Annotated in this window: 16 protein-coding genes; 1 reads left to right on the top strand and 15 read right to left on the bottom strand. The window is 37.3% G+C overall.

Annotated elements, in window-relative coordinates:
- Positions 1 to 289: 289 nt before the first annotated feature.
- From ACN6MX_RS07125 to ACN6MX_RS07100, 6 genes are read right to left on the bottom strand one after another with little or no spacing between them, the layout of a single operon-like run.
- A complete protein-coding gene (locus tag ACN6MX_RS07125; RefSeq protein ID WP_419961938.1) occupies positions 290 to 1,279 on the bottom strand; it encodes a biotin--[acetyl-CoA-carboxylase] ligase in 990 nt (329 codons plus the stop codon).
- Positions 1,263 to 2,471 (bottom strand): CCA tRNA nucleotidyltransferase, encoded by a 1,209-nt coding sequence (locus ACN6MX_RS07120; protein WP_419961937.1) that lies wholly within the window; start codon positions 2,469 to 2,471, stop codon positions 1,263 to 1,265. The genes ACN6MX_RS07125 and ACN6MX_RS07120 overlap by 17 nt, the downstream gene beginning before the upstream one ends.
- Entirely contained in the window at positions 2,449 to 3,579 is a 1,131-nt protein-coding gene (gene bshA / locus ACN6MX_RS07115; RefSeq protein ID WP_419961936.1) for an N-acetyl-alpha-D-glucosaminyl L-malate synthase BshA, read from the bottom strand. The genes ACN6MX_RS07120 and bshA overlap by 23 nt, the downstream gene beginning before the upstream one ends.
- Before the next feature lie 12 nt (positions 3,580 to 3,591).
- Positions 3,592 to 3,999, bottom strand: coding sequence for a methylglyoxal synthase (mgsA, locus tag ACN6MX_RS07110; RefSeq protein ID WP_419961935.1), 408 nt, complete (start codon positions 3,997 to 3,999; stop codon positions 3,592 to 3,594).
- Between the two features lie 10 nt (positions 4,000 to 4,009).
- On the bottom strand, positions 4,010 to 4,786 hold the full coding sequence (gene dapB, locus ACN6MX_RS07105) for a 4-hydroxy-tetrahydrodipicolinate reductase (protein ID WP_419961934.1): 777 nt from the start codon (positions 4,784 to 4,786) through the stop codon (positions 4,010 to 4,012).
- Between the two features lie 2 nt (positions 4,787 to 4,788).
- The gene (locus ACN6MX_RS07100) at positions 4,789 to 5,121 is read right to left on the bottom strand and encodes a nucleotide pyrophosphohydrolase (protein ID WP_419961933.1); all 333 of its coding nucleotides are present in this window, start codon (positions 5,119 to 5,121) and stop codon (positions 4,789 to 4,791) included.
- A gap of 109 nt (positions 5,122 to 5,230) precedes the next feature.
- Here ACN6MX_RS07100 and ACN6MX_RS07095 point away from each other — a divergent pair, with 109 nt between their 5' ends.
- Positions 5,231 to 6,100: a YitT family protein gene (locus tag ACN6MX_RS07095; protein WP_419961932.1), complete on the top strand. Its 870-nt coding sequence runs from the start codon at positions 5,231 to 5,233 to the stop codon at positions 6,098 to 6,100.
- A 794-nt stretch (positions 6,101 to 6,894) separates the two neighbouring features.
- Here ACN6MX_RS07095 and ACN6MX_RS07090 read toward each other — a convergent pair.
- From ACN6MX_RS07090 to aroA, 9 genes are all read right to left on the bottom strand, one after another.
- Positions 6,895 to 7,575, bottom strand: coding sequence for a zinc metallopeptidase (locus ACN6MX_RS07090; protein WP_419961931.1), 681 nt, complete (start codon positions 7,573 to 7,575; stop codon positions 6,895 to 6,897).
- A 58-nt stretch (positions 7,576 to 7,633) separates the two neighbouring features.
- A complete protein-coding gene (locus ACN6MX_RS07085; protein WP_419961930.1) occupies positions 7,634 to 8,230 on the bottom strand; it encodes a DUF1405 domain-containing protein in 597 nt (198 codons plus the stop codon).
- Between the two features lie 66 nt (positions 8,231 to 8,296).
- A complete protein-coding gene (locus ACN6MX_RS07080) occupies positions 8,297 to 9,076 on the bottom strand; it encodes a c-type cytochrome (protein WP_419961929.1) in 780 nt (259 codons plus the stop codon).
- A 41-nt stretch (positions 9,077 to 9,117) separates the two neighbouring features.
- Entirely contained in the window at positions 9,118 to 9,792 is a 675-nt protein-coding gene (qcrB, locus tag ACN6MX_RS07075) for a menaquinol-cytochrome c reductase cytochrome b subunit (protein WP_342600868.1), read from the bottom strand.
- A 20-nt stretch (positions 9,793 to 9,812) separates the two neighbouring features.
- A complete protein-coding gene (locus ACN6MX_RS07070) occupies positions 9,813 to 10,316 on the bottom strand; it encodes a ubiquinol-cytochrome c reductase iron-sulfur subunit (protein WP_419961928.1) in 504 nt (167 codons plus the stop codon).
- Between the two features lie 157 nt (positions 10,317 to 10,473).
- Complete coding sequence (locus tag ACN6MX_RS07065) at positions 10,474 to 10,926, bottom strand: YpiF family protein (RefSeq protein WP_419961927.1); 453 nt, start codon at positions 10,924 to 10,926, stop codon at positions 10,474 to 10,476.
- Positions 10,927 to 10,938: 12 nt separating this feature from the next.
- Complete coding sequence (locus ACN6MX_RS07060) at positions 10,939 to 11,490, bottom strand: ReoY family proteolytic degradation factor (protein WP_419961926.1); 552 nt, start codon at positions 11,488 to 11,490, stop codon at positions 10,939 to 10,941.
- A gap of 20 nt (positions 11,491 to 11,510) precedes the next feature.
- Positions 11,511 to 12,755, bottom strand: a complete 1,245-nt coding sequence (locus tag ACN6MX_RS07055) for a tetratricopeptide repeat protein (protein ID WP_419961925.1) — start codon at positions 12,753 to 12,755, stop codon at positions 11,511 to 11,513.
- A gap of 186 nt (positions 12,756 to 12,941) precedes the next feature.
- Positions 12,942 to 14,234, bottom strand: coding sequence for a 3-phosphoshikimate 1-carboxyvinyltransferase (gene aroA, locus ACN6MX_RS07050; RefSeq protein ID WP_419961924.1), 1,293 nt, complete (start codon positions 14,232 to 14,234; stop codon positions 12,942 to 12,944).
- Between the last annotated feature and the right edge of the window lie 7 nt (positions 14,235 to 14,241).

Below are 14,241 nucleotides of genomic sequence, written 5' to 3'. Positions count from 1 at the left end.
GATCAAGGCAGACTATTTAGTTAAACAAACTGTTTATTAAAGGTGCAGTTCAAAAAGGATACTGCCCAACACATACAGAATAACAAAAAAAATGGAATCCGTCCAAATTAACTTCTTCCTAACTACAAAAGCGCAAGCGCCTATTTCTGCCCCGACAGGCAAATGGGGAAAAGCGATGAGGCAGCTCCTCAGCCACCAAAGCTTTTTTCCATTTGACCCCGAGGGGCAAGGCGTTGGAGTCTGGACGGAGAAATTCTTTTAAAAGGTTATCCTTACGTCTAGAGTTTTATTATTTCCTATGAAGTAAATGAATATCTGCAGAATAGACACCACGTATTTCACCACTATCTAGTTTTAGTTCTAAAACTCCATCATTCGTAATACCTAAGGCAACACCTTCAAGGGTTTCTCGTAATGTAGTGGCGCGTATACGTTTCCCAATCGTACAGTTATGACTTTCCCAAAGAATTTTAATAGGTTGAAAGCCTTTTTCTACATACAGATCCCCATACTTTTCAAGATAATAAAGTATTTTTGCTACCAATAAAGCACGATCTATTTCTTCCCCATTTTCCATTTTCAATGATGTAGCGATTGTTTGAATGGATTCGTCAAATGCACTTAGTTCCTGATTTACATTGACACCAATCCCTATAATAATTGAATGGACGATATCCATATCAGCCTGTAACTCGGTCAAAATACCTGTAACTTTTTTCCCGTTAATAAGAATATCATTTGGCCATTTAATCTCGGGAGTAAGGTTTGTCACTTCTTGAATCGCTTGAGTAATAGCCACAGCAGAGACAAGAGTAAATTGAGCAGCAAACTGCGGACTAATTGTCGGTCGAATAATAACACTCATCCATATACCTTTATTTGCGGTAGAGTTCCAGCTTCGTTCTAGTCTTCCTCTTCCCGCAGTTTGTTCCTCTGAAATGATTACTGTTCCATGAGGGGCACCAATGCGAGCTTTGTCTGCAGCAATAATTTGTGTGGATTCACAAGTTGTATAATAATCCAAACTTCTCCCTAATTGCTTCGTCTCCAGAATAGGAAAAATTTGCTCTGGAGTAACTAAATCAGGTATAGACTGTAAGACATAGCCTTTCTTTTTGATGGCTTCAATTACATAGCCATCCTCTTCGATGCTTTTCAAATGCTTCCAAATCATCGTTCGCGAAATTTGCAATTCATCTGCAAGCTTCTGACCGGAGACAGGTTTCCCTTTTGCATTTATTAGAGTAGAAAGAATTTTTTCTTTACTGGAGATATTCATGAGAAAACCATCCCTTTATTGCTTGTCTGTCATTCTTTAGCTGACCATTGACTATCAAGCTTGTTAATATATCTAATACTTCTTTTATCCATGCGCCTCTTTTTTTGTTTGCCCATTGCATAATGTCATTTCCATTGACAACAATATCTTTTTTTGAGGCAATGGGAATTGTGTCTTTTCGTATTAAGAATTCCTCAAGCGAGCCGTTTATTTTATTCGAAAGCAGAGATTTTCCATAGTGATAGGACACTATCAAAACATCCTCACTAAAATGGAATAATTCATCGGCTGTCCACGTCCCTTTTACCAAACTACGAACTGCTTGCAACACATTTTTCACATGTTTTTTCTCATCATTCGAGCATTTATAGTAATTTAATAACTGATCAATATCCTCTGTCGACTGCATGAGTGCAAAGAATGCCCATCCATTTGCTTTAACATTATAACTTGAGAAGTTATCCCAACTTTGCAGACATTTATCCCATTCTCCAGGGAAAATTCTCGATAATCCACTGTCGACAAATAATTGCATCCCTTTTAGCGAAAAATCACTTAACCATATTTTCTCTAGCTCGACTTTGACCCTTTCAATGGAAACATGTGTAATAAGTACATGCAAGGAGCGAATTGCTTCGAAGGTATGTGGCTCAAGTGAGAAATTCAACTGGGCCGAGAATCGAACCGCTCTTAACATTCGTAATGCATCCTCTGAAAATCTAAGTTGTGGATTTCCGACTGCTTGAATTATTCCTTCCTCAATAGCTTGTCTACCTCCAAAATAATCGACCAGCTCATCCTCTTTTGTTAACGCCATTGCATTAATTGTAAAGTCTCGTCGTTGCAAATCCTCTTTTAAATTACGAACAAACGTAACTCCATCTGGTCTTCTAAAATCCGAGTATGTCGTTTCGGACCGATAAGTAGTTACTTCAATAGGCTCATCCAATACTACTAATACAGTTCCATGTTCAATACCAACATCAATTGTGTGCGGAAATAACGCTTTGACTTCTAATGGTGTGGCATTTGTGGTGATATCGACATCATTTACAGCCGCATTACGTATAAAGTCTCGGACAGCCCCTCCCACTACAAATGCCTCGAAACCTGCTTGTTCCAGTTCATCAATTATTTTATAAGCTGCTGGCCACCGATTTTTCATACCGCTATTTTCTCGCCACTCTTTCATACATCGCTTCGTACTGTTCCACAATACTTTTTGAACTAAATCGATCCTCTATAATCGCTAGAGATCGATCTACAATTTGTTTATGTAATTCCGGGTTTTGTAAAATTTTTAAACCGTATTCCGCTACTTTCTTACAATCCCCTAATTCAACGATATATCCATTTTCTCCATTAGTAATAACCTCTGGTATACCACCAATATTCGTTCCAATACATGGTACTCCGCAAGCCATTGCTTCTAATAGCACTAAACCAAATGATTCTTTTTCAGAAAGTAATAGCATAAGATCTGCAATTGCATAAAGCTCGGATAGACTTTCCTGTTTTCCTAAAAACAATACATCATGTTCGATGGAAGTGCCTTTAATAGACTCCATTATTGGATGCTTTTCAGGACCATCCCCTACCAACAGCAGTTTAGATGGGACGTCCTTGTGTATAAGTTTAAAGCTTTCCACTATATCTGGTACATGTTTCACTTTTCTAAAATTAGAAACATGAATAACTACCTTTTCCTGTGGTTTTATACCTAATAACCCTTTAAGGTTCCCTGGATCCTTTTTAGTGTATTCTCGTTCATCAATAAAATTATATATCGTCTCAATATCTTTATTTGGCGCTATTAAGTCCATCGTTTCTTGGGCAAGGGAGTTAGATACCGCAGTAACTACATCCGATTTTTCTATTCCATATTTAATGGCACCTTTTAGCGATGAATCATAGCCTAATACTGTTATATCTGTTCCATGTAATGTTGTAACAATTCCAATATCTGAATTTGCCATATCTTTAGCCAAAATAGCACACACTGCATGCGGAATAGCATAATGGACATGTAACACATCTAGTTGCTGGTCAACAATCACCTCTGCCATTTTGTTGGCTAGTGCAATGTCATATGGAGCATATTGAAATACCGAGTAACTATTCACTTCTACTTGATGAAATGTTATGGTTGGATATATTTTATTTAATCGGAAAGGGATTCCCGATGTGATGAAATGTATTTCATGCCCTTTTGCTGCAAGCATCTTCCCTAATTCTGTCGCAATTACCCCTGATCCTCCAACTGTTGGATAACAAGTAATACCTATTTTCAATTTACGCACTTAATCACTTCCTTAACGTGAACGTCTCTCTTCCAATAAACGCCAATCTAAAAATCCTTGTTCGATACCTTTTAACAGAATCTCCGCTGTTCCCATATTAGTTGCAAGCGGAATCTGATAAACATCGCAAAGTCGAATGAGCGCAGTTACATCTGGCTCATGTGGTTGAGCAGTTAGTGGATCTCGGAAAAAGATGACCATATCCATCTCGTTATTTGCAATTGCAGCTCCTATTTGTTGGTCACCACCTAGTGGTCCTGATTTATATCTAAATACACTTAAGCCAACTTCATCAATAATTCTAGTTCCCGTTGTTCCGGTAGCATATAAGTCATGCTCCTCTAATATTGATTTAAAGGCAGTTACAAACTGTATTAAATCTTCTTTTTTCCGATCATGTGCTACTAATGCAATTCTCATTTTTTACCTCCTATAAAATAATCTCTTCTAAACCGTAAATCAATACATTACGTTTCATAACTTCCTCGATAGACAATACAATTCCAGACATAAAGGATGCACGGTCAAAAGAGTCATGACGTAGAGTGAGCAATTGTCCTTCTCCCCCAAGTAGTACCTGCTGATGTGCAACTAAACCAGGTAATCGGACACTATGTATATGCATGCCATCCATATTTGCTCCTCTTGCCCCTTGAATTGTCTCTTCCTCACCCGGATGACCTTGTTCCATGGAAATACGTGTTTGCTGAATCATTTGTGCCGTCTTAATAGCTGTTCCCGAAGGTGCATCTACCTTCTGATCATGATGCATCTCGATAATCTCTACATTTGGTAAATATTTTGCTGCTGTTTGTGCAAACTTCATCATAAGGACTGCACCAATCGAAAAATTAGGAGCTATTATACATCCTACCTGACTTTCTTCTACTTTGTGTCGTAGTGTATCTAATTGTAAATCAGTGAAGCCAGTTGTACCAATAACTGGTCTTACACCATACTCTAGGGCAGTCATCGCATGTTCAAATACTGCTGCTGGCACAGTCAAGTCAACTAGTACATCAGGTTCTGTTTCTTCAATTAATAAGTTTAAAGAGGTAAAAACGGGAATATTATCCACTAAACACTCCATATCCTGCTTTGAATCCAAAACCGCTACTAATAAAAAATCCTTATTTTTTAATACCGTTGCTACAGCTTCTTTTCCCATTTTACCTCTTGGGCCTGCTACTGCTACTTTAATAACCATTATTAGTCCTCCTTGATCGTCCATCTATCTTTGTCTCTTGTATTATATTTGTTTAAGACTTGCTCTAGTGACTGCTGCAGATTTATACCTTCTGCATTTGCCATACACAATAGCACAAAAAAGAAATCACCCATTTCATCTGCAATTTCTTTTTCGACTTCCGTATTTTTCTTTTTCTTTATCCCATACTTATGCTGAATCTCTCTAGATAGCTCTCCTAATTCTTCCGTAAGTCTCGCTAATAGTTCCATTGGTGGGAAATAACCTTCTTTAAATTGATTTATGTACGTATCAACTTCTAGTTGTAAATCTGACAAAGTCTTTTTCTCTTCCATTATTTATCCCTCCCTCTGTGTATATCCTAATAAAAATATCAGCTAGTTGTCAAAAGCATCAAAATAATCGATAATAACTTAAGTATGAACTAATAAGTGAGGTGGAACAATGGGACTTGGACTTAAATTTAAAAATATTGTAATGATTATTTTTGGAGCAGCCATTTATAGTTTTGGCTTTGTTCATTTTAATATGCAAAATGAGCTTGGAGAAGGTGGATTTTCTGGTATTACCCTCGTTTTATATTTTGCATTCAACTGGGATGTAGCTTTAATGAACCTTTTATTAAATATACCAATGTTCATCATAGGGTGGAAGCTACTTGGTCGGAAAATGTTTGCCTATACATTAATCGGTACCATTTCAGTATCTGTATTTTTAAAACTATTCGATATTTATGAATTTCAACTAGGATTAGAGGATGATCTGTTTCTTGTTTCCCTCTTTGCAGGTGTTTTCGTAGGTTTAGGTTTAGGAATTATTTTCAAATATGGAGGTACCACCGGAGGGGTAGATATTATTGCCCGCCTTGTATTTAAATACAAAGGTTGGAGCATGGGTAAAACGATGTTTATCTTCGATGCATGTGTAATAGTATTATCATGGGCCACTTTTTTAAATGAGCGTTCTATGATGTATACTTTAGTCGCGGTTTATGTTGGAGCAAGGGTCATCGATTTTGTACAAGAAGGTGCTTATTCTGCTAGAGGTGCATTTATCATCTCTGATAAACAAAGTGAAATTGCGGATCTAATTACAGAGAAACTATCTCGCGGCGTCACAATTTTTAATGGCCATGGTCACTTCACAAAAAATGATAGAGAGGTTCTTTATTGTGTAGTAGCTAAAAATCAAATTACCTCGTTAAAAAATGTTATAACTTCTATCGATCCACATGCTTTTGTTTCAATAACGGAAGTTCACGATGTCATGGGGGAAGGCTTTACATTAGATGATGAGAAGAAACCGATTGAGTAGTTTGTATAGTTGAAAACTGATTTCATTGAAAATGAAGAATTATTCAAGTTAGATACTTGGATAATTCTTTTTTTCAAGTGTAATTTAAGCTTCTAATCTATCCATACAGGATTTCCTACCATTTGTGCACCAGTTACTTGCTGTCATGCTGAGGTTATTGTCTTACCCTGTTAGTTAATTGCACTCCTTCTTCGACTACTTGCTTTACTTAGCGATTTACTTGCGAAAAGGGAAATGTATCCATATTATTGTCAGTAAATAATCTATTTAAAGATAAATAAGAAAAACCGAGCAAAAATGGGCCCAGTCCTCTAAGTTCATAAGCTATTTCTAACGCTTTTGAAGGGCTTTGGACAGACGATTTGCTATATTATTACCGAGTTAATTTTTTAGTGCTATTGTTTGTGACATACGTCACAAACAATAGCACTTTTTTTCGGTAATCTTATGGCGTTTACCTGCCCGTCGCCCTCCTAGAACTCTTAGAAACAGGTTAGTGCGTTTTTGGATAACTAAAGAAAAACTGCTTTCCTATTTATAGAAGAAGCTCTCGAAGATGCTATTTCGTTCGCTACTTCGCTTCTTTATGAGTCAAACCCTTACTACTTTTCTTTATTTCCACTAGGTATAAAAGATAATCTGCTTTCTTCCACCTGAAACGGAAATCAGCCGTATTATTCATTTTTAAAAGTGCATCAAACCCAGTGTTCATATGATCTTTTTATATACTTTCCTATATCTGAAAAATGGAGAGCGATGATCATTGTCATCACTCTCCATTCTTTTAACCATTCTTAATCGTTCCGAGTCATTCCAGTATAGATTAATACTAAACGCAATAACTCTAAAACAGCGACTGCTGCTGCAGCAACGTATGTTAATGCGGCTGCACTTAATACTTTTTTCGCGTGAGGTTCTTCTTCATTGCGAATAATGCCGAGTGACACCATTTGGTTCATTGCACGGCTAGAAGCGTTAAATTCAACAGGTAGCGTAACGATTTGGAATACAACTCCTGCAGCTAACAGCACAATCCCTATTAATAATAAATTGGAGAAGCTAGCTAGCATACCAATCATGATGAATATCCATGAAGCATTAGAAGAAATATTTGCAACTGGTACTAGTTTGTGACGTAAATTTAAAAATGAATATGATTCTTTGTGTTGAATAGCATGACCAACCTCATGTGCTGCAATCGCAGATCCTGCAACAGAAGCTTCATGAAAATTATGAGAGGACAATGCCACTATTTTCGTCATTGGATTGTAGTGATCACTCAAAAACCCTCTGCTCTCAACAACCTGAACATCCGATAAACCATTTGCATCTAAAATTGTTCTTGCTACTTGAGCACCTGTCATTCCAGAAGTAGAACGAACTTTTGAATATTTTTTATATGTTCGTTTAACCTTCATTTGTGCATATAAAGGCAATAACAGAATTATTGCAAAGTACACGAGATAAGAAACCAAGTTTCTTTTCCCCCTCTCTATTCTATACTCTCTATTTTAATAGGAATAATAGAGACATTCAACTAATAAGCTTTGACCTTCTTTGATAAATAAAGGAAGCTAAGGTAATACAAGCAATAGATAGCCAAAAAGTAAAATAACCAATCTGGTCAGCATATTCATACAAACTTCTATACGTTGGCATTTGATCAAATACATAGTCTATTACATCATTATGTAATGTCCATATAGCAGCAATGAAAATGTGTATCCAAGTAAAGCGATAATTGGGAATGTATAATATAGCTTGGACTGCCATAGCAAAATGTGACGCTACAAGCATCCACCCCATCCATCCGAGATAATCATTTTCTACGTATGTCCAAACATTCATCACTACCGCCCATAATCCGTACTTTACAAGCGTGATTAACGCTAAAGCTTCGATTAACTTCCAGTTTTTCTTTAATAGCCACGCAAATAAAGCAAGGGTGAAAAATAAACTTGCTGTAGGACTGTCAGGTACGAATAAAAGAAACTTGGTCTCTGTTTGAGATAACTGTCCCTCATACCAAATGTAACCATAAATAGTACCAACTAGGTTTACTATGAACAGTAGCCACATAAATGTTTTGTTAAAGAGAACCATTTTTACATACAGTAGCAATTCTTTCATTTATTTGGGCTCCTTTTTTATAAGAAAAAAGAGAGTCAGTTTCCTGACTCTCTTCACTTGTAAAAATTATTCTGCTGGTTGAAGTGTTGTGATAAATTCTGCTAATTTTTGCAACTCTTCCTCGGTACCTGTAAAAGTCCCACCAGGCATACCGCCTCTACCTTCATGAGCGATTTCTACGATTTCCTCAGCAGTCAAGTCTACGCCTACTAAAGGTAAACCTATACCACCCTCAAAGGAGTTACCGTGACACCCAATACAAGATGAGCCTTGGTAAATCTGATAACCTTCCGAGGTTTCATCAAACTCAACTGAAACTTCTTCTTTTATCTCACCGTAAGCTTTAGCAGCTTCCCAGTCATGATTGACAACAGATTCCCAAGTTAAGAAAATGATTGCAGAAATTGCAAGAAGCATGAATCCTGTCGGTAATGGACGTTTCCATGGGCTTCTTTCTTTGCTTGTATCTAAAAATGGTACTAATAATAGCGCTCCGAAAGCCAACCCTGGCATAACGATTGCTCCAATGATATTAAATGGTCCAGAAGCAAATTCATATTTTAATAATTGGTATAAAAATAAGAAATACCAGTCTGGTACCGGAATATAACCTGTGTCAGCTGGATCAGCTGGGCGTTCAAGTGGAGATGGATGTGCGACAGTTAATACCAAATAACCAACTAAGAAAACCGCACCGACTAACCATTCTTTTAGTAAAAAGTCAGGCCAGAAAGCTTCTGTTTTACCTGGATACTCAGAATAGTCCTTAGGAATGTTTTTCTTACGGTTAGAAAGATCTGGTACACGTGAGTCTCCAACAAATTTCATACCTTTTCCGCGATGCATAATGTCCCCTCCTTGTAACAATTATCTGTTCCATTTACCCATTAAAGTGGTCCAGAAATACCTTGACGACGAATCATGATAAAGTGAGCTGCAAGTAATGCAAATAAAGCAGCTGGCAAGAAGAACACATGAATCGCGAAGAATCTTGTTAGTGTTTGTGCACCGATGATTGTTTCATCACCAGCTAAAAGTGTCTTAATTATTCCACCGATAAATGGAACTGATGCTGCAATTTCAATACCTACTTTTGTTGCGAACAATGCTTTCATGTCCCAAGGAAGTAGGTAACCTGTAAATCCTAAACCTAACATAACGGCGAAGATTAATACTCCGACCATCCAGTTTAGTTCACGAGGTTTTTTATAAGAACCAGTAAAGAATACACGTAATGTATGTAAGAACATCATAACAATTACAAGTGATGCTCCCCAGTGATGCATCCCACGCACGATTTCACCGAATGCTACTTCGTTTTGAAGATAGTAAACAGATTCCCAAGCATTTTCAATATCCGGTACATAATACATAGTTAAGAACATACCGGAAAGAATTTGAATTACTGTGATGAAGAATGTTAGTCCCCCGAAACAGTATACAAATGCAGAGAAATGGTGTGCAGGGTTTACATGTTCTGGTACTTCATGGTCTGCGATATCACGCCATATTGGTGTAATATCTAGACGTTCATCCACCCAATCATAGATTTTATTAAGCACTGATGTCGTACCCCCTTACTTTAAACTAATGTGTTAGGAATGGCTTTCCCGATTTCTAAGAACCCGTCATTTTCACGAACTTCATATTGATCCAACGGACCTAGAGGTGGTGTCTTTGGAACATTATTACCGTTTTTCTCATAACGCCCTCCGTGACATGGACAGAAGAATTGATTTTTATGAGCCGGGTCGGCTTCCCAGTTTACTGTACAACCTAAATGCTTACATACAGGAGATAGTGCGATAATTTCATCGCCTTCTTTGTATACCCATGCGGCATTTGTTACATCAGACTTGTACCATGCGTCCACTTGTTCAAAAGTGAAGTCAACACGTTCTGGAACTTCCGTTATATCGGCAATTTTCTTCTCCGTTAATACGAAATCTCCGCCTTCTTTTTTCTGCAATACAGGATCAACTGCAAAACGTACCATTGGCATTAGCATTCCAGCTGCCATAAATCCGCCAACACCAGTTAAGGTGTAACTTAAAAATTGACGTCTTGATACCTTATTGTTACTCATCCTTTTCCCCCCTCTTACTTAAAGGTCAGTCCAATGGACATACTTGCTTGAATAATAATACTAGGACATATACATGATATATCAATAAAAAAGGAAGGTCAATATTCGATTTCCTCGAATTATGAACTTTATCAACAAATGGCGAAACAAATTGTCACTAATTCGCCCATTTTTTCGCAAAAATAGGAATAAGTTGTCGCAATTGATCTTCTAATACTGAGTTTCTCATTTTTTGGTCCATAGAATCCAGTGGAACAGATGGAATCCAAATTATATTTTTGTTCTCATCCTCCCCCATTGTACTCCACTCTCTATCAGAAGTAACGTAAAAGATATGTTTGAAAGAGGCTTTGTTTAGTTCTTCCTGCCAAGCTTCAAATACGGATTGCTTGTCCTGCCTTTTTGTATAAGAGAAGGAAGGAAATAAAACAATCCTTCCTTTAAACTGATTTTCGATTACATTAGCCAAGGATAATGTGAAGTCTGCTGCAGACGCAGCAAATTGGAATCCTTCATCAGAACCATCAATCTGTATAAGTGGGATCACTGCTGTATCTATAAATTCTTTTTGTGCTTGATATATTACACTATCTTTTCCGTTCCAATGCATTTGTAACCTCTCCTAAATCTCTTTATGTTTGATTTTCTTCCACAACGAAGAAAGCTCCATAAATTTTTCTTTATTATTATCATCAATCGCTTGATCAATCTGCTTTTTTAATTGTTCCACTTGAAATGAATACAAGCTTTCAGTCACTATATCCTCTGCTATCAATTTATCCTTTTCACTAATCTGCAAATATTTTGGCATATACGGATTCTCTTCTAGTACTGCCAAATACTCTGGGCTTGGTGGGATCATTTGAAAGTTCAATTGAATATACATATCCTCTTCCGGATGCAATCGCAAATCATGGAAGGACTTTTCAGCATCGGCAGTCATGATACTTCCTTTATAAAAGCGAAATGGGATACCTGAAGACGTCGTAACCGACATGATCATTGCCCTGGGACAATAATGCGCCTCCTCTACAAAGTGCACGTTATTCAACAAGGTTTCATGGCTTATCAAGTAGTTCAAGATCCACACGCACTCTCTTCTTTTCATCTGATACTTTTTTAAAAACCATCGAACAAATTCTTTTTTCTCACCAACTGAAACAGAAGCAGTCACGTAACCTCTCCTTCCCTCATTTATTCAAACATTTCAAACCATTCACTATTTTCAGGTTGTAGTTTTTGCAAAATCTGCACAATCTCTTTTGCCTCTGCCCTTTTCCCATCCTCTAAAAGGAAATAAACATATTTCTCTAGAAAAAGAACATCCTCTTTATGTTCAGTATATGCAAGCTGATAAAATTCGTATGCTTTTTCATAGGATTCTAATCTTTCATAAGCTGCTGCTAATAATGGGTACATTGCAGACCATTCAAAATGCTCTTGCTTCAACGTTTCATAGAGTTCTACTAACTCCACATCCTTCTCTTCTGTTGAAAATAATGAGGACAAAATGAAAATAGCATCCATATATTCCGGATCAAGAGCAATAGCTTCTCTTAAAAAAGTTTCTGCTTCTTTCACTTTACCCAATTTCAAGGAAATTTTACCTGCAAATAAATAATATTCTTTTTCAAACTCATCACGAGTGATACCATCTGTAATTGCTTTTAAAGCCTCCTCATTTTTTTCCAGCATCCCATAGGTCTCAGCAAGGAGCATATAGCCTGAGAAGTAGTCAGGATCAATTTGAAGAAGATCCTCTAGTTGCTTAGCAGCAGTTTCGAAATGCTGTACTTGGAAGGACGCATAAGCCGCATGAAATAGTACGTCTGGTGCGACTTCTTTTTTCAGTGCTTCTGTATAGTACGGAATCGCTTCCTCATAGGCTGCTCCAGCGCTATATATTTCTGCCAATTTAAGCGACAAATCTACGGCTTGTATAGAGTCCTGATGGGGCAGTAAATCCTCCATTATACGTGCTGCCTCTAAGTATCTGCCAGTTTCAAATAATAATTCTCCTTTAGCAAACATAAGTAAAGGTTCTTTTGGTAATAACGTAATGGCTTCATTTATTTTTTGTTCTGCAACCTCATATAATCCAATCATTTGATAATAGTCAGCTAATGTTAGTAGTGCTTGCGGATAAGCATCGCTAGTTTTTTCGATTGTCGTTAGCATCTCTAAAGCTTCATCCTCTTTATCCATTTCCAAATAAAGCTGGGCTTGATCAATCTTCAACTGATTTTCCTCCGGAAATAAAAACTGAAGATGCTCCAACACAGTAATAGCTTCCTGTAAAAAGCCAAATTGTGTCAACAAGTCAGCAAGCTGATACTGCTCATCAGGGTCGCCGTTCAATAAAAAATTGTCAATCATTGTTCCAAGTTTTTCAATGTTTCCTTCTTCCATCGCCTGGATAAAAGGTGTAAAGTTATCCATATTATCACCATTCTTTCATTATACCTTTATCCTACAAGAACATTTGTTTTTGGACAAGAAAAAAACCCTCCTCGATTGGAAGGGCACTAAAAATTCCTAAATCTAAATACATTTTTAATCAATCATATACTCATCAAAATTTTCTGCAGTTCCATCTGCTTTTAAGAAGCACATATTGTATTATCTTTATTTTATAATGCTCGAAATATCTTCAAAAAATGTCGGATAGGAAACTGCAATGCATCCTGGATTATCAATTGTGACAGGTTCAGTTGTTATAAGTGAAGCAACTGCCGCCATCATACCAATACGATGATCTCCATAAGTAATTAAATCTCCGCCATGAAGTGTCGTCGGTCCTTCAATTATCATGCCATCATTTGTGGCAGTAATATTTGCTCCCAGTTTCTTTAATTCATTCACTACTGCATCAATTCGGTTCGTTTCTTTCACTTTTAACTCTTCTGCATTTTTTATGACTGTCTTCCCGCTAGCTTGTGTAGCTAGTAAGGCAATAATAGGTATTTCATCAATCAGTCGAGGGATAAGTTCCCCACCGATTTCAATTCCCGATAAAGCAGAGGATTCTATTTCAATCGTACCCATTTCCTCATGACTGCTATTGTCTGAGTCATTCACTGTATAAGATGCCCCCATTGCTTGCAGAACGTCCATAATGCCAGTTCTCGTTGGATTTAAGCCTACATTCGTTAAAGTTAGATTGCTATTAGGAACAATTGCTCCAGCTACTAAAAAGAACGCTGCCGAGGAAATATCCCCTGGTACGACTACATGCGAGCCAGTTAGCTTTTGTCCACCTTGTAAACGTATCAATTTATCATCTACGGCAATGGTTGCACCGAAGTGTTTTAACATTTTCTCGGTATGATCTCTAGAAGTTTCCATTTCTTTCACTACGGTTTCTCCTTCGGCATTTAAAGCTGCTAGTAAAATGGCAGACTTCACCTGCGCACTAGCTACAGGCATCGTATATTGAATAGCTTGTAATTTAGTTCCTTCAACTGCAATAGGAGTAAACTGGCCGTTATCTCGCCCGATCAGGTTAGCGCCCATTAGCTTTAACGGATCTGTGACTCTTCTCATTGGACGTTTTTGGATAGATTCGTCACCTATTAAAACAGAAGAAACTGATGAGCCTGCTAAAATTCCAAGCATTAAACGAGTAGTCGTCCCTGAATTCCCCGTATATAATATTTCATCGGGTTCTCTCCAGTTTATAATTCCTTCACTATTAATACTTACTGTCTCACCTTTTATGGATATTTCTACTCCAAGCTTTTGGAAACAATCAATTGTACTTAGGCAATCATCACTTTGTAAAAAGCCTTCGACGGTTGTGGTCCCCTCTGCTATTGCACCAAACATAATCGAACGATGCGAGACAGATTTATCCCCAGGTATGCGAATAGAACCCTCTAATGAAGGCTGTGCGTATTCTAATTTTTTACTAGTTGTCAAGGTCACC

The organism is Psychrobacillus sp. BM2 (genome assembly GCF_048572895.1).
Lineage (GTDB): Bacteria > Bacillota > Bacilli > Bacillales_A > Planococcaceae > Psychrobacillus.
The sequence above is the reverse complement of the archived record's forward strand: the minus strand, read 5'-3'. Positions and strand labels throughout refer to the sequence as shown.